General features: G+C 36.9%; 20 protein-coding genes and 1 pseudogene. 17 read left to right on the forward strand and 4 right to left on the reverse strand.

Annotated elements, in window-relative coordinates:
• Nucleotides 1-85 precede the first annotated feature (85 nt).
• The 5 genes and pseudogenes from AABL52_RS27095 to AABL52_RS02405 all read left to right on the forward strand — a co-directional run.
• Nucleotides 86-949 (forward strand): annotated as a pseudogene (locus AABL52_RS27095) (cache domain-containing protein); the annotation flags it as partial.
• Between the two features lie 171 nt (nucleotides 950-1120).
• Nucleotides 1121-1945, forward strand: coding sequence for a methyl-accepting chemotaxis protein (locus tag AABL52_RS27100; protein WP_423250477.1), 825 nt, complete (start codon nucleotides 1121-1123; stop codon nucleotides 1943-1945).
• A 77-nt stretch (nucleotides 1946-2022) separates the two neighbouring features.
• Nucleotides 2023-2325, forward strand: a complete 303-nt coding sequence (locus AABL52_RS02395) for an MTH1187 family thiamine-binding protein (RefSeq protein WP_001018860.1) — start codon at nucleotides 2023-2025, stop codon at nucleotides 2323-2325.
• 48 nt (nucleotides 2326-2373) lie between these two features.
• Nucleotides 2374-2619, forward strand: coding sequence for a YusU family protein (locus AABL52_RS02400; protein WP_001290594.1), 246 nt, complete (start codon nucleotides 2374-2376; stop codon nucleotides 2617-2619).
• 311 nt (nucleotides 2620-2930) lie between these two features.
• The gene (locus AABL52_RS02405; protein ID WP_000436767.1) at nucleotides 2931-3848 is read left to right on the forward strand and encodes a proline dehydrogenase family protein; all 918 of its coding nucleotides are present in this window, start codon (nucleotides 2931-2933) and stop codon (nucleotides 3846-3848) included.
• Between the two features lie 22 nt (nucleotides 3849-3870).
• Here the strand turns inward: AABL52_RS02405 and AABL52_RS02410 are convergent, their stop codons facing one another.
• Entirely contained in the window at nucleotides 3871-4710 is an 840-nt protein-coding gene (locus AABL52_RS02410; protein WP_000831469.1) for a D-alanyl-D-alanine carboxypeptidase family protein, read from the reverse strand.
• Between the two features lie 97 nt (nucleotides 4711-4807).
• The gene (locus tag AABL52_RS02415; RefSeq protein ID WP_001096344.1) at nucleotides 4808-4954 is read right to left on the reverse strand and encodes a YuzL family protein; all 147 of its coding nucleotides are present in this window, start codon (nucleotides 4952-4954) and stop codon (nucleotides 4808-4810) included.
• A 237-nt stretch (nucleotides 4955-5191) separates the two neighbouring features.
• Here AABL52_RS02415 and AABL52_RS02420 point away from each other — a divergent pair, with 237 nt between their 5' ends.
• The 5 genes from AABL52_RS02420 (at nucleotide 5192) to AABL52_RS02440 (ending at nucleotide 12351) form a co-directional block, all read left to right on the forward strand.
• A complete protein-coding gene (locus AABL52_RS02420; RefSeq protein ID WP_098257774.1) occupies nucleotides 5192-7573 on the forward strand; it encodes a 3-hydroxyacyl-CoA dehydrogenase/enoyl-CoA hydratase family protein in 2382 nt (793 codons plus the stop codon).
• Between the two features lie 21 nt (nucleotides 7574-7594).
• Nucleotides 7595-8767 carry an acetyl-CoA C-acetyltransferase gene (locus AABL52_RS02425; protein ID WP_001206343.1) on the forward strand — a complete coding sequence of 391 codons (1173 nt, stop codon included), beginning with the start codon at nucleotides 7595-7597 and terminating at the stop codon, nucleotides 8765-8767.
• A gap of 368 nt (nucleotides 8768-9135) precedes the next feature.
• The gene (locus tag AABL52_RS02430) at nucleotides 9136-10938 is read left to right on the forward strand and encodes an acyl-CoA dehydrogenase family protein (protein ID WP_002019643.1); all 1803 of its coding nucleotides are present in this window, start codon (nucleotides 9136-9138) and stop codon (nucleotides 10936-10938) included.
• Nucleotides 10939-11076: 138 nt separating this feature from the next.
• Complete coding sequence (locus AABL52_RS02435; RefSeq protein ID WP_341518855.1) at nucleotides 11077-11799, forward strand: MBL fold metallo-hydrolase; 723 nt, start codon at nucleotides 11077-11079, stop codon at nucleotides 11797-11799.
• Between the two features lie 3 nt (nucleotides 11800-11802).
• Nucleotides 11803-12351, forward strand: coding sequence for a TetR/AcrR family transcriptional regulator (locus AABL52_RS02440; RefSeq protein ID WP_097844288.1), 549 nt, complete (start codon nucleotides 11803-11805; stop codon nucleotides 12349-12351).
• Between the two features lie 94 nt (nucleotides 12352-12445).
• On the opposite strand, the gene AABL52_RS02445 is transcribed toward AABL52_RS02440, so the two are convergent.
• Nucleotides 12446-12574, reverse strand: coding sequence for a hypothetical protein (locus AABL52_RS02445; RefSeq protein WP_002193867.1), 129 nt, complete (start codon nucleotides 12572-12574; stop codon nucleotides 12446-12448).
• A 242-nt stretch (nucleotides 12575-12816) separates the two neighbouring features.
• Here AABL52_RS02445 and AABL52_RS02450 point away from each other — a divergent pair, with 242 nt between their 5' ends.
• From AABL52_RS02450 to AABL52_RS02470, 5 genes are all read left to right on the forward strand, one after another.
• Nucleotides 12817-13530, forward strand: a complete 714-nt coding sequence (locus AABL52_RS02450; protein WP_341518856.1) for a CPBP family intramembrane glutamic endopeptidase — start codon at nucleotides 12817-12819, stop codon at nucleotides 13528-13530.
• Between the two features lie 146 nt (nucleotides 13531-13676).
• The gene (locus tag AABL52_RS02455) at nucleotides 13677-13862 is read left to right on the forward strand and encodes a hypothetical protein (protein ID WP_044738025.1); all 186 of its coding nucleotides are present in this window, start codon (nucleotides 13677-13679) and stop codon (nucleotides 13860-13862) included.
• Nucleotides 13863-13875: 13 nt separating this feature from the next.
• Nucleotides 13876-14124: a spore coat protein gene (locus AABL52_RS02460; protein WP_001002991.1), complete on the forward strand. Its 249-nt coding sequence runs from the start codon at nucleotides 13876-13878 to the stop codon at nucleotides 14122-14124.
• A gap of 244 nt (nucleotides 14125-14368) precedes the next feature.
• Complete coding sequence (locus AABL52_RS02465) at nucleotides 14369-15319, forward strand: L-lactate dehydrogenase (RefSeq protein WP_418656659.1); 951 nt, start codon at nucleotides 14369-14371, stop codon at nucleotides 15317-15319.
• A 22-nt stretch (nucleotides 15320-15341) separates the two neighbouring features.
• Nucleotides 15342-16355 carry a PTS transporter subunit IIC gene (locus AABL52_RS02470; RefSeq protein ID WP_000666176.1) on the forward strand — a complete coding sequence of 338 codons (1014 nt, stop codon included), beginning with the start codon at nucleotides 15342-15344 and terminating at the stop codon, nucleotides 16353-16355.
• Nucleotides 16356-16421: 66 nt separating this feature from the next.
• On the opposite strand, the gene AABL52_RS02475 is transcribed toward AABL52_RS02470, so the two are convergent.
• Nucleotides 16422-17069, reverse strand: a complete 648-nt coding sequence (locus AABL52_RS02475; protein WP_341518857.1) for a phosphatase PAP2 family protein — start codon at nucleotides 17067-17069, stop codon at nucleotides 16422-16424.
• A gap of 143 nt (nucleotides 17070-17212) precedes the next feature.
• On the opposite strand from AABL52_RS02475, the gene AABL52_RS02480 reads away from it, so the two are divergent.
• Together AABL52_RS02480 and AABL52_RS02485 are read left to right on the forward strand one after the other, a co-directional pair.
• The gene (locus tag AABL52_RS02480) at nucleotides 17213-17740 is read left to right on the forward strand and encodes a hypothetical protein (RefSeq protein ID WP_341518858.1); all 528 of its coding nucleotides are present in this window, start codon (nucleotides 17213-17215) and stop codon (nucleotides 17738-17740) included.
• 242 nt (nucleotides 17741-17982) lie between these two features.
• Complete coding sequence (locus AABL52_RS02485) at nucleotides 17983-18225, forward strand: DUF3937 family protein (protein ID WP_341518859.1); 243 nt, start codon at nucleotides 17983-17985, stop codon at nucleotides 18223-18225.
• Nucleotides 18226-18243: the final 18 nt, after the last annotated feature.

The raw sequence follows: 18243 nt of genomic DNA on the forward strand, positions 1-18243 counted from the left end.
GATGTTTGTAATATTAGGTACAGCTATGTATCAATTACAGAAAGAGAAGGAAGTGCGCTCCTTAGACCAGTATTCTCAAAATACGATGGATCTTGTTACAGAGCAACTTACGACATTTGTTCAAAGAACGGATGAAGATATGGGATATTATGCGAACAGTGAGATGGTTCGTAATATGCTTCAAGACGGAGTTACTCCAGAAGAAGAAGCATTTTTGACGAAAGAGTTTTCGGAGTATAAAAAGAATCATCCTGGCATTTTAGACTTATATATTGGTACGAAAGATAAAAAAACATTAAGTGCCAATCTTGCTGAAGGTGGACAAGTGCCAGAAGGATATGATCCAACGACAAGACCATGGTATAAAGACTCAGAGGCTGATGTGAAAAAGGTTCACTGGGGACAACCTATGTACGAAATTGCAACAGGTAAGTTAAGCGTGGGAGTTTCTAAAGCCATTACAGCTCAAGATGGATCTGTATTAGGTGTTGTTGCGATGGATGTATCACTTGGAACAATTCAGAAGTTACTTCATAATATTCAATACAATAATGGCGGAGAAATGTTTATTATAAATGATAAAAGTATGGCTCTTGTTTACCCAGAGAAAATAGGGAAAGATGTTTCGAAAGAGCCACTTGTGAAGAGTTTAAATAAAGAGGTAACAAAATATGCTGTCACTACATTAAAAGGTGAAGATGTAGTTGTTTATAGTCAGTCATTTGATTTGATGAAATGGAAAATAGGAATCTTTTATCCGAAAGAAACGATTGATGGGCTATTGAATAGTACGAGAAATACAGTCCTTATAATGGCATGTATTAGCTTATTAGTTGGAATCGTAGCTTCATACTTGTTCTCAAGAAGATTAGCGAGACCGCTGCAACTATTAAAGAATCACGTTCAAAAAGTAGCAGAAGGTGATTTAACGTTGCAAATGAAAGTGACAAGTAAGGATGAAGTTGGAGAACTGACGAATCATTTTAATCATATGGTTGAGCAAATGAATGAAATGGTAAGTAAAATTAAAAATAGTGTATCAACAGTGCAGCAATCAACGAATAATCTACATTATTTAACGAATGAAACTGTAGCGGCTAGTAGAGAAGTTTCAGGTGCAATGGATGATGTGAGCGGAGGAGCGTCTACTCTTGCTAATAGTGTCGATGAAGTTTCAGAACAGCTCGAGAATATGGCGCAGTCAGTGGAACAAATGAATCACTCCGTTGGTGAAATAAAAGGAGTGGCTGGCAAAGCTGAAGAGGCATCTAAGCAAGGATTAAATACGATGCGTAATTTAGTTCGTACGAGGGGCCAATCATCTTCGATTGTTGTTCATACAGAGGAAGCCTCCGGAAAGTTAGAGCAAAGAGTTGGGTCGATTCAAAATGTTGTAGAGCTTATAAAAGGTATTTCGGATCAAACGAATTTACTTGCTTTAAATGCTTCAATTGAGGCGGCACGTGCAGGTGAACAAGGTAAAGGGTTTGCTGTTGTTGCTGAAGAAGTTCGGAAATTAGCGGAACAATCAAAAGATGCAACAGTAGAAATTGCGACGATGATTGGTGATGTACAAGTAGAGGTAAGACGTGTTGTAGAAGTTGTAAGTAAATTGAAAGATATTGCGGATATACAAAATAAAGTTACGACAGAGGCAGAAACGGAATTCCGCACAATTATGTCAGTTGTAAATACGATTAGTACTTCGGTGGAACAAATTGTAGAAGAGGTACATAACATCGGTTACGAGCAAGGAGAAATTACAGCGGTAATGCATACAATTGCTGGTACGAGTCAAGAAAGCGCAGCTGTTTCGGAAGAGGTAAATGCTGCAACTGAATCTCAAGTGAATCATCTAGAAAAGGTAGCTCATACGATGGAAAGCTTGACGGAGCACATGAGCGACTTAGAAAGATTAGTTGAGCAATTTAAAATAGAGGAATAACAAATTAGTAAAATGATGAGTATTTCGGTAAAATAGACAATGGATATATAAGAAGCAAGTATAGGAGGAAGACTACTATGGCAATTGTTGACGTATCGATTATTCCAGTAGGAACAGGTAATCCAAGTGTTAGTGAATATGTAGCAGAAGTACAAAAGGTGCTAGAGAAAAATGCAGATCGCGTGAAGTATCAATTAACACCAATGAATACAATTATTGAAGGAGATCTTCCTGTCATTCTAGAAGTTATTCAACAAATGCATGAAGTTCCATATACGAAAGGTGCACAGCGTGTTGCGACAACAATTCGTATCGATGATCGTCGTGATAAAGTAAGCACAATGGAGAAGAAATTAAACTCTGTTCGATCAAAATTATAAGAAAAAGCAGCGATCTTCGCTGCTTTTTTCATATAGGAGGTAGATAAAATGAGTGAAAAGTTTAACGAACAATTTGATGGGTTGTTAGAGAAATACACGGAACTATTACTTGGAGAGAGTAATGAAGAGAGAAAGGAACAGGTGCAGAAGTGGGCACTGTATTCTTACATAGCTAAGACGATGCCAGCTTTAGTGAAGCATTGGAACGAGACTTACCCTGATGCGAAAGAAGAGATGGTACAGTTAATTACAGATATTAAAAGGCTTAATGAAGAGAAGAGAAATGAGCAATAAAAAAACTTGAGATAAATATAATCTCAAGTTTTCTATATTAATATCCTTGTATAATTTACATGGAATATAAAGGGTTTTATAAGCGTGTCGAATATTTTCGACATGCTTATTTTGTGCCTAGTAAATTCGTTTTTTCTAAATGTCGAAAAATATTTCCTGCATATTTATAAGCGGAAATATAGGGTTTTAAATGTTTTTATAGTATTTTATAAATTATCTAAATAATTATTTGTATCCAATAATTTTAAACAATGATATAATTTTGAAGAGGGGTAAAAAACAGATAAATCACAGTCATAGGGGTGAATTACATGGAACAATTAATGCGAAATTCGTTTCTTTTCTTGTCAAAAAATAAAGCGCTAACAAAACTGGCTAAAAAGTACGGTTTACGCTTTGGTGCAGGTCGCTTTGTCGCAGGGGAAACGATTGAATTAGCGACAGCTGCAATTAAAGCATTAAATAAGCAAGGTCTTTGTGTAACGATCGATTATTTAGGTGAATTCGTTGATAACGAAGCGGAAGCAAATGAAATGGCTAGCGAATCGATTGAAGCGATTCGTGCAATTGGAAGAGAAGGTCTTAATTCGCAGCTTTCTTTAAAGATGACTTCTATGGGATTAGATATCTCTGATGAAATCGTAATGAACAATATGCGCCGTATTTTAGAAGCTGGAAAAGAAAATGGTGTGTTTATTACAATTGATATGGAAGACTATACGCGCTGCGGGAAAACAATTGAGATCTTTAAACAATTAAAATCTGAATACGATAATATTGGTACAGTTATTCAAGCCTACCTTTATCGTACAGAAAAAGATATGGAAGAATTAAATGCTTATAGTCCTAATTTACGTCTTGTAAAGGGAGCTTATAAAGAACCTGAAGAGGTAGCGTTCCCGGATAAGAAAGATGTAGATGATAACTATAAAAAAATTATAAAAATGCACTTATTAAATGGAAATTATACTGCAATTGCTTCACATGACGAAGCGATTATTGAATATACGAAAAAACTTGCCGAAGAACACAACATTCCAAGAGACCAATTTGAATTCCAGATGTTATATGGTATTCGTAATGAGCGTCAACTTGAGCTAGTAAAAGAAGGTTACAAAATGCGTGTTTATGTACCTTATGGAAACGACTGGTATGGCTACTTCATGCGTCGTCTAGCAGAGCGTCCAGCAAACGTTGCGTTCGTATTAAAAGGTATGGTTAAAAAATAACCAAGGAGAAAATACTCCTTGGTTATTTTAATTGCTGAAATGCGTAATGTGCCATTTTTTTCGTATCAGGATATAGTTGCGTGCGAGTAGAAGATAATACAACATTAATGACGCGTTTACCGTCTTTTTCATCCACTGTTACGACCGTATATTTTCCTAGTGCTGATAGACCGCTTTTACTTCCAATTGCATATGGATCGTCATATAGTTCTTCTCGTCCATAGTTTGCGATGTTTGGAGAGCGTTCTGAAGTATGTAGAGTTGTACGTGTTGAATTCATATATTCTAAAACAACTGGGTACTTTAATGCTTCTTTCGTAATCATAGCAATGTCATAAGGTGATACTTTATTTCCGAGTGCATCAGCGCCACTTGCGTTTTTGAAAGTCGCATGCTTTGTACCAAGTTCCTTCGCTCTAGCATTCATCATTTTTACAAATTCATTTTTTGATCCTGCGATATGTTCTGCGATGGATTCGGCTATTGGGTCTGCACTAATGATAAGCATCAGTTTTAATGCCTCATCACGCTTTAACTTTTCCCCAGCACGAAGTTTAATTTTCTTACTTTGACTTTCTGTTTTAATTGCGTTCTCTGTAATTGTAATTTCTTCATCTTCTTTTACATTCTCTAGTAAGAGAAGAGTTGTCATCATTTTGGCTATACTAGCCGGATAAGAGCGTTCGTCTTCTCGTTTTCCATACAAGATTTCACCTGTGTCCGCATCGATTGTAATGGCGTATTGTCCAGTGATGCTAGGTTGATCGGCTCTTACAGCTTGTTGTCTTTGTGCGTAAGAGAAGAAAATCATCCCTGTAAATAGTGTAGCAATCATTACAATCATAACTATTGTTCGTTTCATCATCGTTCCCTCTTTTGTTTTCCATATGTACAAATAAATTGGGCAGAAAAAGCAGCCATTACCCATTATGCCACGTTTTCTGCCCAAAAATATACCGTTATTTTTCGCCCATATTATGCTTCTTATATTGTTGGTTATTACCTTGACGGCCCTTTTCCACACCGTGATTATGCGGACCTGCATTTCCAGTTACACTTGCTGCGCTAATTCCAGCTTTTGAAGGGTTCTTCTTAAGTTTTGCCATATATATTCCTCCAGTTTCGTCAGATTATAAAAAGGAAAAGTGTATTTGAGTGAAGAAAATACATACATATAGCATGGGCAAATAAAAGAAAAGTATTTATTTCAGAAAATTTTATCAATAAATATATTGCGAAAATTCAAACTGTATCATATATTTATTAGTAGAGGCTCACTCATTGATTGCGACTTATGTCGAAAAATTGAATGAGCATTCATTCAAGAATAGGGGGAGAATTGGATGTTCCAAATTAAAAAGGCTGCTGTTCTAGGTTCAGGCGTAATGGGTTCAGGGATTGCGGCACACTTAGCTAATATTGGTATTCCGACATTATTGCTTGATATTGTACCACCTGCGCTAACAAAAGAAGAGGAAGCGAAGGGACTTACATTAGAACATAAAAGTGTGAGAAATCGTTTTAGTAATACGGCTGTGCAAAAACTATTAAAGCAAAAACCAGCTCCTCTGACAGTGAAAGGAAATCTAGCACTGATTGAAGCAGGTAACTTAGAAGATGATCTTGAGCGTCTAGCTGATGTAGATTGGATTATTGAAGTAGTAGTTGAAAACCTAGATATTAAAAAGAAACTATTTGAAAAAGTAGATGCTGTTCGTAAACCGGGTTCTATCGTAAGCTCGAATACGTCAGGCATTTCAGTAGAAAAAATGGCAGAAGGTCGTTCAAACGACTTCCAGAAGCACTTCTTAGGCACACACTTTTTTAACCCACCACGATATTTAAAACTTCTAGAGGTAATACCGACGAAAGAAACAGATCCACAAGTATTAAGCTTCATGAAACTATTTGGCGAAGACGTTCTTGGAAAAGGCGTTGTTATCGCAAAAGACACACCAAACTTTATTGGAAATCGCATCGGTACGTACGGTTTATTAGTAACTCTTCAAGAGATGATAAAACGCGGCTATAGCATTGGGGAAGTTGATTCTGTAACAGGCCCACTTATTGGTCGTCCGAAGAGCGCAACGTTCCGTACATTAGATGTTGTTGGTTTAGATACATTCGTACACGTTGCAAATAACGTATATGAAAACGTACAAGAAGAAGAGCGTGATGTATTTAAAGTACCAGCTTTCATGCATGACATGCTTGATAAAAAATGGCTTGGAAGTAAAACAGGTCAAGGCTTCTTCTTAAAACAAGGAAAAGAAATTTTAGAACTAAATCCTGAAACGATGGAATATGAAGCACGCAAAAAATTAAAAGCTGCATCTATCGAGTTAAGTAAACAAGAAAAAGGTTTATCGAATAAATTGAAAGCGCTTGTATACGCGAAAGACCGCGCAGGAGAGTTGTTATGGAACATCATCACACCAACTCTTTTATACTCTGCAAAACTTCATAAAGAAATTGCTGACGATATCGTTGCAATTGACCAAGCGATGAAGTGGGGCTTCGGCTGGGAGCAAGGACCATTTGAAGTTTGGGATGCAATTGGCGTTGAAAAGTCTGTTCAAAAGATGGAAGAAAACGGCGCAGTTGTTCCGACTTGGGTGAAAGAAATGGTAGAGAAAGGTTTCACTACTTTCTACAAACATGATAACGGAGATAGCTACTATTATGATAATGGTGAATATAAGCTAATTGAACGTAATAAAAAGGCAATTTCCCTTAAACAATTAAAAGCGAAAAATGGCGTATTAAAGAAAAATAGCGGAGCAAGCTTAATTGATTTAGGTGACGGTATCCTTTGCTTAGAATTCCATTCGAAGAGCAATGCAATTGGTATGGATATTACGCAAATGATTAACTACGCTGTTGATGAAGTAGAAAAGAATTATAAAGGTCTTGTTATCGGTAACCAATCGAAGAACTTCTGCGTTGGTGCGAACTTAGCAATGATCTTAATGGAAGCACAAGATGACAACTACTTTGAAATTGAGTTGGTTGTGAAAAACTTCCAAGATGCAATGACGAAAATTAAATACTCTTCTAAGCCAGTTGTAGCAGCACCATATGGTATGACGCTTGGCGGAGGTACAGAAGTTTGCTTACCAGCAGCGAGCATTCAAGCTTCTAGCGAAACGTATATGGGCTTAGTAGAAGTTGGTGTTGGCTTAATCCCTGGCGGAGGCGGTAATAAAGAGCTATACATTAAACACTTAAACAAAATGCCAAACGGTGTAGAGTTTGATCTGCAAAAAGTTGCGAATAAAGTATTCGAATCTGTAGCGATGGCGAAAGTTTCTACATCAGCACAAGAAGCTGTATCGAACAACTTCTTAGGCGATAAAGACGGTATTAGTGTGAATGGTGATCACTTACTATATGATGCGAAACAAAAAGCACTTGCTTTATATGAAGCTGGCTATAAAGCGCCGATTCGTAAAAAGATACCAGTTGTTGGTGAAACAGGATATGCAACTCTTGTACTTGGTGCAGAAGCAATGCATTTATCAGGTTACATTTCTGAACATGATCTTCACATTGCGAAGAAACTTGCATATGTCATTGCGGGCGGAAAAGTGCCGTACGGAACAGAAGTTGATGAGCAGTATTTATTAGATGTAGAACGTGAAGCATTTATTAGCTTAGTAAGTGAGATGAAATCACAAGCAAGAATGCAGCACATGCTTGTAAAAGGAAAGCCATTACGTAACTAATAACGAGGGGAGATATCGTTCATGAGAGAAGCTGTCATTGTTGCGGGAGCAAGAACACCAATTGGAAAAGCAAAGAGGGGTTCATTAAAAACAGTTCGTCCTGACGATCTAGGGGCGTTAGTAGTAAAAGAAACGTTAAAGCGTGCGAATTATGAAGGACCAATCGATGATTTAATTTTCGGTTGTGCGATGCCAGAAGCAGAGCAAGGTTTAAATATGGCTCGTAATATCGGCGGATTAGCAGGACTTTCTTACGATGTTCCAGCTATTACGATTAACCGTTACTGTTCTTCAGGTTTACAAAGTATTGCTTACGGAGCAGAGCGTATTATGCTTGGTCACTCGGAAGCTGTATTATCAGGCGGAGCGGAATCAATGAGTTTAGTTCCAATGATGGGACACGTTGTTCGTCCGAATAGTCGCCTTGTAGAAGCAGCGCCAGAATATTATATGGGTATGGGACATACAGCAGAGCAAGTCGCTGTGAAATATGGAATTTCTCGTGAAGAGCAAGATGCATTTGCAGTAAGAAGTCATCAACGTGCTGCGAAAGCATTAGCTGCAGGTAACTTCGCTGATGAAACAGTATCTGTAGATGTCACGTTACGTACTGTTGGATCAAACAATAAACTGCAAGAAGAAACAATCATTTTCGCACAAGACGAAGGTGTAAGAGCAGAAACGACGCTAGACATTTTAGGTAAATTACGTCCAGCATTTAACGTTCGCGGTTCTGTAACAGCTGGTAACTCTTCACAAATGAGTGACGGTGCAGCATCTGTACTATTAATGGATCGTGAAAAAGCAGTGAGTGATGGCATGAAGCCACTTGCGAAATTCCGTTCATTTGCAGTAGCTGGCGTACCACCAGAAGTAATGGGAATCGGCCCAATTGCAGCAATTCCAAAAGCATTAAAATTAGCTGGCTTAGAGCTATCTGATATTGGCCTATTCGAACTAAATGAAGCATTCGCTTCTCAATCAATCCAAGTTATTCGTGAACTTGGTTTAGATGAAGAAAAAGTAAACGTAAACGGCGGTGCAATCGCACTTGGACATCCACTTGGCTGTACAGGAGCAAAACTAACACTATCTCTTATTCACGAAATGAAACGCCGCAACCAACAATTCGGTATCGTAACAATGTGTATCGGCGGCGGAATGGGAGCAGCGGGAGTGTTTGAATTACTATAAAAAGTGGAAGTGGCTTGCTCAGAACAGGAGGGCGTTGGAAGCCCTGACGAAGAGGCGTTTTTTGCCTCACAGGAAGGGGTGAAACGACCGACTGTTCTAGCCACTGGAACTGGATTATGAAAAAAAGTGGAAGCGGCTCGTTCAGAATGTGAGGGGGATGGAGCTTCAGACGTAGAGGCGTTCTTTGCCTCGCAGGAAGAAGCGAAGCCACCGAACATTCTAGCCGCTGGAACTAGATTATAAAAAGTGGAAGCGGCTCGCTCAGAACGAGACGTCGCCAATGCAAAGAATGGAAGCAACAACGGTTTATAAAAAATAAAATTGAGAGCTAGCTTCTTTCAAAAAAGAAAGAAGCGGCTCATGAAAATATGAAGGAGGAAATTTTCATGGAAAAAACAGTAGGAAGTGCGGTTAAAGGCGGTAGCTTTTTAGTTGATGAGATTACGATTGATCAAGTGTTTACGCCAGAAGATTTTTCATCTGAGCATAAAATGATTGCAAAAACGACAGAGGACTTTATCGTAAATGAAGTTCTTCCAGAGCTTGAATATTTAGAGCAACATGAGTTTGATCGTTCTGTTCGTCTTTTAAAAGAAGCTGGGGAACTTGGTTTATTAGGCGCTGACGTACCAGAAGAGTACGGTGGAATTGGTCTTGATAAAGTAAGCTCAGCGTTAATCGCAGAGAAATTCTCTCGCGCTGGTGGCTTTGCAATTACTCACGGTGCTCACGTAGGTATCGGATCGTTACCAATCGTGTTATTCGGTAACGAAGAGCAAAAGAAAAAGTATTTACCATTACTTGCGACTGGTGAGAAATTAGCTGCATACGCATTAACTGAGCCAGGTTCAGGGTCTGATGCATTAGGTGCAAAAACGACTGCACGTTTAAATGCAGAAGGTACACATTACGTATTAAATGGTGAAAAGCAATGGATTACAAACTCTGCATTCGCTGACGTATTTATCGTATACGCAAAAATTGATGGAGAGCACTTCTCAGCATTTATCGTAGAGAAAGAATATGCTGGCGTATCTACAAGCCCAGAAGAAAAGAAAATGGGTATTAAATGTTCTTCAACTCGTACGTTAATTTTAGAAGATGCATTAGTACCGAAGGAAAACTTACTTGGTGAAATCGGTAAAGGTCATATTATCGCGTTCAACATTTTAAATATCGGCCGTTATAAATTAGGTGTTGGTACAGTTGGATCTGCGAAACGTGCAGTAGAAATTTCAGCACAATATGCAAACCAACGTCAACAGTTCAAACAACCAATCGCTCGCTTCCCATTAATTCAAGAGAAACTTGCGAATATGGCAGCGAAAACATATGCAGCTGAAAGCTCTGTATACCGTACAGTAGGTTTATTCGAAAGCCGCATGAGCACATTATCTGAGGAAGAAGTAAAGGACGGTAAAGCAGTAGCAGCTTCTATCGCTGAATATGCAATCGAGTGCTCTTTAAATAAAGTATTCGGTTCTGAAGTATTAGATTATACAGTAGATGAAGGTGTTCAAATTCACGGTGGTTACGGATTTATGGCAGAGTACGAGATTGAAAGAATGTACCGCGATTCTCGTATTAACCGTATTTTCGAAGGAACGAACGAAATTAACCGCTTAATCGTACCAGGTACGTTCTTACGTAAAGCGATGAAAGGTGAATTACCACTTCTTCAAAAAGCACAAAAATTACAAGAAGAGTTAATGATGATGATGCCAGAAGAAGTAGGCGATGAGCCATTAGCACTTCAAAAATATTTAGTAACTAACGCGAAGAAAATCGGTTTAATGGTAGCTGGATTAGCTGCTCAAAAATACGGTAAAGCATTAGATAAAGAGCAAGAAATTCTTGTGAATATCGCTGACATCGTAAGCAACCTATACGCAATGGAGTCAGCTGTTCTTCGTACAGAAAAAGCGATTAAAACAACTGGTCTAGAAAAGAATAAACAAAAAGTGTTATACACTGAAGTATTCTGCCAAGAAGCATTCAACGAAATCGAAGCAGATGCGAAAGAAACACTTATCGCAGTTGAAAACGGCGACATGCTGCGCATGATGTTATCATCATTACGTAAATTAACTCGCCACACACCACTTAACGTAATTCCGAAGAAACGTGAAATCGCTGCGAAAATTTTAGAAGATGAGCGTTACACAGTTTAATAGCTGTAAAGAAAAGTAGTCGTATAAACGGCTACTTTTCTTTTTTTTGTAAAAATGAAATTTTTAGTGGAACAAAACTAATACCATTAGTATAATAAAACTAATGATATTAGTTTTCGTGAAAAGGGAGATGGAAATATGAGAATGATACATGAAAAAACGGTATATCAATTGTCATTTTTGCCAAGAGTGTTTCCTGTGAATTGTTACTTTGTGGAGGAAGAAGATGGTTTAACTTTAATTGATGCGGCTTTGCCATATAGCGCAAAAGGTATTTTACAGGCGGCTGAGAAAATAGGGAAGGCAATTACTAAGATTGTATTAACGCATGCGCATGATGATCACATCGGTGCATTAGACGCATTAAAGGAAGTACTTCCTAATGTTCCAGTTTATATTTCTAAGCGGGACGCAAAGCTGTTAGAAGGAGATACGACGTTACAAAAGGATGAACCGAATATACCGATAAAAGGCGGTGTACCTAAAAAAGTAAAAACGGTACCTAATGTTTTATTAGAAGATGGCGACCGAGTTGGCTCGCTTCTTGCGATTATGACACCGGGACATACGCCAGGCTCCATGTCGTTTCTTGATGTACGGAATAAAGCTCTTATTGTCGGGGATGCATTCCAAACAAGAGGAGGTATGGCTGTTTCGGGACAAATGAAATTTTGGTTTCCGTTTCCTGCGATGGCAACGTGGAGCAAAGAAATATCATTACAAAGTGCAGAGAAGCTAAGTGAATATGAGCCTTCCTTGCTTGCGGCAGGACATGGGAAAATGATAAAGGATCCAAGCACTGTCATTAAACTTGCTATTAAGGAAGCTAAGCGGAATATAGAAAGTAGAAAAGAGGGTTAATCTATGTCACCGAGAATCGGACTTACATTACAGAAAATTGTAGAAACAGCGGCAGAAATTGCAGATACGAATGGAATACAAGAAGTAACGTTAGCTTCATTAGCGCAAACATTAGGGGTACGTTCACCCTCGCTATACAATCATGTGAAAGGTTTACAAGATGTACGGAAAAATCTTGGTATTTACGGAATCAAACAGCTGCATAACAGACTGGAAGAAGCTGCTGAGGGTAGATGTATGGACGAAGCGATTCATGCTTTAGGAGAATCGTATGTAGCATTCGTCCGCAAACATCCTGGGCTGTATGAAGCAACCTTTTTACGAGATGAAGAAGTAAGAAAAGCAGGTGACGGGATTGTAAAGCTTTGTCTTCAAGTTTTACAACAATACGGCTTAAAAGGAGAGAATGCACTTCATGCGACACGTGGATTCAGAAGTATTTGTCATGGATTTGCGTCGATTGAACAGCAGGGTGGATTTGGTTTGCCCCTAGATTTAGATACAAGTTTACATGTGTTATTGGAAACGTTTATTAAAGGATTACGTGAATAAGAAGCAAGGCAAACAAAAACCTTAGAAGTGATTCTAAGGTTTTTTAGTGCATATGATTTGAAAAGAATGGTAGGCTTTTTCTCATGAAATGATATCATTTTGCAGGTTTGAAAAATGTATATATCGCTAAGAAAAAGCAAACGAAACTGAATGCGATAGGATCTTGATATGGACTAGGCTCAGAGCCCTTCTGGATTTCTGTAAGGAAGTCATGTGTTTTCATGTTCATTGCTCCTTTAACTAATAAGTTTTATATGATGCGAGGGTTATGGTGGATAGGAAGTGTTTTTTTGAAATTTCATATAATAATTATTGCATAGCAATCCTATTCCTAAAACTATAAAATATAAAGTTTTCATAATATGTAAAATTGCATATTATTCTTTTTGTAAATTTTGTTATATTATCTCTATATTTTAATTTAAGGATTTAAATAAGGTAAATGAGAATAACTGGAGGGATACTGTGAGTAAAACAGTGTTAGAAGCGTATAGTGTGGAAAGAGAAATAGAGAATATAACATATAAAAATCTATTTGTAATGATAGCAATGATTATAGGGATTTCACTCCTAGGAGGACTATTCCTTGGTTTAGCCTTTGGGATTTATGGAGAAGAAGCATTAAGTACTAAATTAGAAGGATATTATTTGCTCTTATTCGATGCATCTGTTGTTGCTATCGTTGTATTAGCTTATAAACCGGTTTTTCATTTTATTAAATCTATTTGGGATTTATCCGTTTTGAAGAGTGGGAAGACATATTTATATCTATTAATTGGTTTTATTATCATTGCGGTATCACAATATTTAATGTTACATATGTTTAGTTTTGAAAGTGCAGCAGAACAAAAGAAACAATTAGGAAGTTTAGGGCTTCAAAGTAGCATACAAAGTATTATATATGTGCTAAGTGTCGCTATCATTACACCGATTAAAGAAGAAATTCTATTTCGAGGTATTTTATATCGATTTTTAGAAAAGAAATATAATTTTTTAGTTAGTATCATTATTTCTTCCTTTATTTTTGGAATTCTTCATGGGGGTCTTTTAATTACGGCAACGATTATGGGGATGGTATTTGCAATGTTATACAAAAAGACGCAATCTATTATACCTAGTATTATGTTACACATTGTATGGAACTTACTTGTGAGTATAAGTATGATTGTATCTCTATAAAAATAAATACATAACCAGTATAAAAGATGAATGGCTTAGCTATTCATCTTTTATTTTGTATGCACGTGAAAAAGTTAATTCATGTATACAATTAAAAAATAGCTAAATACTAACAGTGAACGAATAAAGAAAGGTAGGAGTATTCTATGCAAAACTTAACAGAGCTTGAAGTAGAAAACTTACGTCATTTGATCGGTGGACACGCAACAATTATTAACAAGTTGGAGCAGTATGCACAGGCTTGTACAGATCCAGAGTTGAAACAAATGTTACAAAAGGATGCGCAAGATGCACGAAATACGAAACAGCAATTAATGACTTTCCTAGGATAGGAGGAAGCGACAGATGAATGAAAAAGATATGGTAAATGATTATTTAGCAGGATTAAATGCAAGTTTAACAAGTTATGCAAATTATATTTCTCAGTCTGATAATGAACAGTTACATCAAACATTAATCCAAATTCGTAATCAAGATGAGATGCGCCAACGTAATATGTATGAGTACGCAAAGCAAAAAAGCTATTACAAACCAGCTGCACCTGCAAACCCGATGATTGTCCAGCAATTAAAAGGTCAATTAAGTGCTGAATAACAGGAAAAAGAAAACGAGCGAATTTATTCGCTCGTTTTCTTTTTGTATATGTCAATAAATACATAATAAATATTTTTCCAGTTGTAACAAATATGACGAAAATGGAATATAACAATTCACAAAAAGGACAAAAGTTTGTTCAATATTTCACAAAGTATCCATGGTTTATATCGTGGGAATCTCTATAATTAGGAGTGTAAAGAACAAAAGAAATAGATTATATGATCAATTAGGAGAGATTGCTATGAGACGAAATACAAGAAAAATTGCAATTATCGGTACTGGATTAGTTGGATCAAGTTGTGCATATTCCATTGTGAATCAAGGCATTTGCGAAGAGCTATTATTAATTGATATAAATCATGAACGTGCAGTTGGGGAAGCGATGGATTTATCACACTGTATTAACTTTACAAATACAAGAACAAAAGTATATGCAGGAAGCTATGAAGACTGCAAAGATATGGACATCGTTATTATTACAGCAGGACCAGCACCAAAGCCTGGACAAAGTCGCTTAGATACTTTAGGAGCGAGTGCGAAGATTATGGAAAGTGTTGTTGGCGGCGTAATGGAAAGTGGATTTGATGGTATTTTCTTACTTGCATCGAACCCAGTTGATATTATTACATATCAAGTGTGGAAATTATCTGGATTACCTAGAAATCGTGTAATCGGCACTGGTACATCACTAGATTCTTCTCGCTTACGAACAATTTTATCTGAAATGTTACATGTAGATCCTCGTAGTATTCATGGGTATTCATTAGGAGAACATGGTGATTCTCAAATGGTTGCTTGGTCTCACGTAACTGTTGGTGGAAAGCCAATTCTACAAATTTTAGAAGAGAAAAAAGACAAATTTGGTGAAATAGATTTAGATAAAATCGTTGAGAAGACTGCAAAAGCTGGATGGGAAATTTATAAACGAAAAGGTACTACTTATTACGGAATCGGAAATTCTCTAGCATATATTGCGAGCTCAATTTTTAACGATGATCACCGTGTCATTGCTGTATCAGCCATTTTAGATGGGGAGTACGGTGAATACGATATTTGCACAGGAGTACCAGCTATTATTACTAGAGACGGTATAAAAGAAATTGTAGAATTAAACTTAACAGAGGATGAAGAATCTCGATTCGCAAAATCAAACGATATTTTACGTGATTATATGAAAACAATTGGTTACTAACTTATAGGAGAAGGTGAAACAAATGAAGGAATATATAATGTCTCGTGTATTTAAAGCATCTGCTGGAATCGCACAAGGTATTTTCGTATCCCTTGGAATTGGTTTACTAATCGAAAATATAGGAAGAATTGTTGATATTCCGTTGCTTATTACAATCGGAGTTGTTGCAAAATCACTTATGGCACCAGCCATTGGTGCCGGAATTGCTTTTATGCTCGGTGCAAATGGTCTTGTAATCTTCTCGGCTATGGTAGCTGGAGCGATTGGTGCTGGATCCATTTCAATTACTGAAGCAGGTCTAATTATTAAAACAGGTGAGCCAATCGGTGCATTATTAACAGCGACTTTAGCTGTTTATATTGGTAAACGTTTAAGTGGAAAAACTGCGTTAGATATGATGCTCGTTCCATTTGCGGCAATATTAGGTTCTGGTTTAGTCGGTATTTGGTTATCTCATAATATTACTCCTGTGTTAAATACAGTTGGAGCGTTTATTAAAGATAGCTCAGCTGGTAGCCCGTTTATCGCTTCTATCGTCATTGCAGTCGTTTGGGGATTATTACTTATCTCTCCAGCTTCATCAGCTGCGTTAGCAATCGCACTTAGCTTAGATGGTGTTGCGGGTGGTGCTGCTCTTGCAGGCTGTGTTGCTCAGTTTATCGGATTCTCTGTTATCTCAGCGAAAGAAAATAATTTAGGCGGCATATTAGCTCAAGCACTTTGTACTCCGAAAGTACAGTTGCCAAATATCACTAAAAATCCAATGATTCTCGTCCCAACTGTCGTCGCCAGTGCTATAGTTGGTCCAGTATCCGCATTAATTTTCCAACTGGAAGCAGGAAAAGAAATTGCAGGTCTTGGATTAAGTTCTCTTATCGCACCAATTAATTTAATTTCTAGCGAAGGATGGGAAGTTGTCCCAGCGATGGTAATCACTTATATCATCATCCCAGTAGCTGTTTCTTATATACTTTACATTGCTCTTAAAAAAGCAGGTCGTATTCACTCTGGTGATATGACTGTACCGCAATCTTAAATTGAAAATCTCCTTTTATATAGAGAAAAGCAGACTGTAGAAGCCATAGTCTGCTTTTTTGTTATGTTACATCTTATGATTTTGTTTTACTGGAACACGTACAGTTTCTTTTGCTAATAATAACTGAACGCCGAAGTAAAGTATGCTTGCAAGCGTCATTCCAGAGATGGCGTCTACAAACGCGTGTTGCTTCGTAAATAGCGTTGATAAAATAATAAGCGTACCGAAGAACATAAGGATATAATATTCAAAAGCATGTTGTTCTCTACGTTTAAAGGCAGCTAGCATAATGACGAAGGTAGTAAGTACGTGAATGCTAGGGAAACAGTTTACCGGTTGATCGATACTATAAATATAGCGGACTAGTTCGGAAAATACGTCTGATCCAACGACTGTTGGACGTGGTACAGTTGTCTGCCAAAAATAATAAATAGAAAAACAAGCAAGTTTTCCAAGAATGATACTACTTAAAGTGACATAATATTGTTTTCGATTGGCAAAGCAATAATAAATAAGTGCGCCGTATAAGTAAGGGAACCAAAGTAAATAAGGAATAATAAATGCTTTCACAAATGGAATCCAATCATCTACTACAGTTGTGACATCTACTGCGTGTACAGTAGATTTATTTAATACATCGTAAAGGGGACTTACGAGTACGAGTAGAAGTATATAACTTAACGGAAGAAAAGATGGAAGTTTAAATTTCTTCATGATAATCTCCTATGTTTAGTAATGTAAGTAAATTCAATTGATTATAATATAGAAACGTAATTTGAGCTATCGATTTTACTTACATTTTCTTGAATTAACCTTACGTTTTTGTCACTTGACTGAAAAGAAGGGGAGGGTGCTATATGAAGCGTTTATCGTATTTCTTATTTTTTATATTGATATGCCTAGTCGGTGCTGGGTGTGCAAAGGATAAAGAAGGAGAGAAATTAGAATATAACGGAAGAGCACTCGTAATTGGAGTTATTGGAGAAAAGCCGAAAGATACGTTTAGGAATATAAAGTTTGAAAATGTGAAGTTAGAAGAGATGCAGGAAAAAGCAGCAAAAGTTGATGGATTTCTTGTCATGAAAGAATACTTTCAAGAAGCATCAAAGGAGCAGTATACGGACTTATTTTTATCATTAAAGAAGCCGGTATTTTTTATCGGTCTAAAGGATCGTCCATACTTGATTTTTACTGAAAAAGATTTAGATTATAACAATGCCCCAAGGGACGAAGCTATGATGTATACACAAGGATTTGTAAATATGGGGAATCCTGAGGGACAATATTGGGGTATGGGATTATATAATGATACTGTTTCGGATCAAAATATTCATAATATGTATATCATAGTATTTCAAACAATTGCAGATTATTTGAGTCGATAAAGAAGGAGCCTGTAAACTAGGCTTCTCCTTTATTTCACATGCAGGAATCGGTTACATAGTGGGTTCAAATGATGCCATTGTTTATGAGGTTACTAGTCGAAATTATGGAATACTGTCAATACAATATGCAAATATACACATTGTATTTATTTGGAATTTTTATGTGTTAAAATTAAATATATGGATTTTCGTATATAATGAAATGAAATTAGAAATATCCAATGAATTTTGAGAGGTGTTATATGTTTAAAAACAAGAAATTAATTCGATTTGGTCTAACATTACTAGTATGTTTATATGTAATTGATTTTACAATTAGTTATTTTCAAACATATCTTGAATCAGCGGCAGGTATTAAATGGGTAGTCTCAGAAACTTGGAGAACTATTTTGTTAGATGCCCCTGAAAGTATACTGGTTATTTTAGGCGCAATTGCTTTATATGATTTCACAAAAGAAATATCGCCAAAAGACGCATCCATTTAAATGCGTCTTTTTTCTTTG

The organism is Bacillus paramobilis, assembly GCF_038096195.1.
Lineage (GTDB): Bacteria > Bacillota > Bacilli > Bacillales > Bacillaceae_G > Bacillus_A > Bacillus_A mobilis.

Bases quoted from the DNA above. Each gene is read 5' to 3' on its own strand.
- AABL52_RS27100 (WP_423250477.1), top strand. From the start codon at position 1,121: ATGGATGATGTGAGCGGAGGAGCGTCTACTCTTGCTAATAGTGTCGAT.
- AABL52_RS02395 (WP_001018860.1), top strand. From the start codon at position 2,023: ATGGCAATTGTTGACGTATCGATTATTCCAGTAGGAACAGGTAATCCA.
- AABL52_RS02400 (WP_001290594.1), top strand. From the start codon at position 2,374: ATGAGTGAAAAGTTTAACGAACAATTTGATGGGTTGTTAGAGAAATAC.
- AABL52_RS02405 (WP_000436767.1), top strand. From the start codon at position 2,931: ATGGAACAATTAATGCGAAATTCGTTTCTTTTCTTGTCAAAAAATAAA.
- AABL52_RS02410 (WP_000831469.1), bottom strand. From the start codon at position 4,710: ATGAAACGAACAATAGTTATGATTGTAATGATTGCTACACTATTTACA.
- AABL52_RS02415 (WP_001096344.1), bottom strand. From the start codon at position 4,954: ATGGCAAAACTTAAGAAGAACCCTTCAAAAGCTGGAATTAGCGCAGCA.
- AABL52_RS02420 (WP_098257774.1), top strand. From the start codon at position 5,192: ATGTTCCAAATTAAAAAGGCTGCTGTTCTAGGTTCAGGCGTAATGGGT.
- AABL52_RS02425 (WP_001206343.1), top strand. From the start codon at position 7,595: ATGAGAGAAGCTGTCATTGTTGCGGGAGCAAGAACACCAATTGGAAAA.
- AABL52_RS02430 (WP_002019643.1), top strand. From the start codon at position 9,136: ATGAAGGAGGAAATTTTCATGGAAAAAACAGTAGGAAGTGCGGTTAAA.
- AABL52_RS02435 (WP_341518855.1), top strand. From the start codon at position 11,077: ATGAGAATGATACATGAAAAAACGGTATATCAATTGTCATTTTTGCCA.
- AABL52_RS02440 (WP_097844288.1), top strand. From the start codon at position 11,803: ATGTCACCGAGAATCGGACTTACATTACAGAAAATTGTAGAAACAGCG.
- AABL52_RS02445 (WP_002193867.1), bottom strand. From the start codon at position 12,574: ATGAAAACACATGACTTCCTTACAGAAATCCAGAAGGGCTCTGAGCCT.
- AABL52_RS02455 (WP_044738025.1), top strand. From the start codon at position 13,677: ATGCAAAACTTAACAGAGCTTGAAGTAGAAAACTTACGTCATTTGATC.
- AABL52_RS02460 (WP_001002991.1), top strand. From the start codon at position 13,876: ATGAATGAAAAAGATATGGTAAATGATTATTTAGCAGGATTAAATGCA.
- AABL52_RS02465 (WP_418656659.1), top strand. From the start codon at position 14,369: ATGAGACGAAATACAAGAAAAATTGCAATTATCGGTACTGGATTAGTT.
- AABL52_RS02470 (WP_000666176.1), top strand. From the start codon at position 15,342: ATGAAGGAATATATAATGTCTCGTGTATTTAAAGCATCTGCTGGAATC.
- AABL52_RS02475 (WP_341518857.1), bottom strand. From the start codon at position 17,069: ATGAAGAAATTTAAACTTCCATCTTTTCTTCCGTTAAGTTATATACTT.
- AABL52_RS02480 (WP_341518858.1), top strand. From the start codon at position 17,213: ATGAAGCGTTTATCGTATTTCTTATTTTTTATATTGATATGCCTAGTC.
- AABL52_RS02485 (WP_341518859.1), top strand. From the start codon at position 17,983: ATGTTTAAAAACAAGAAATTAATTCGATTTGGTCTAACATTACTAGTA.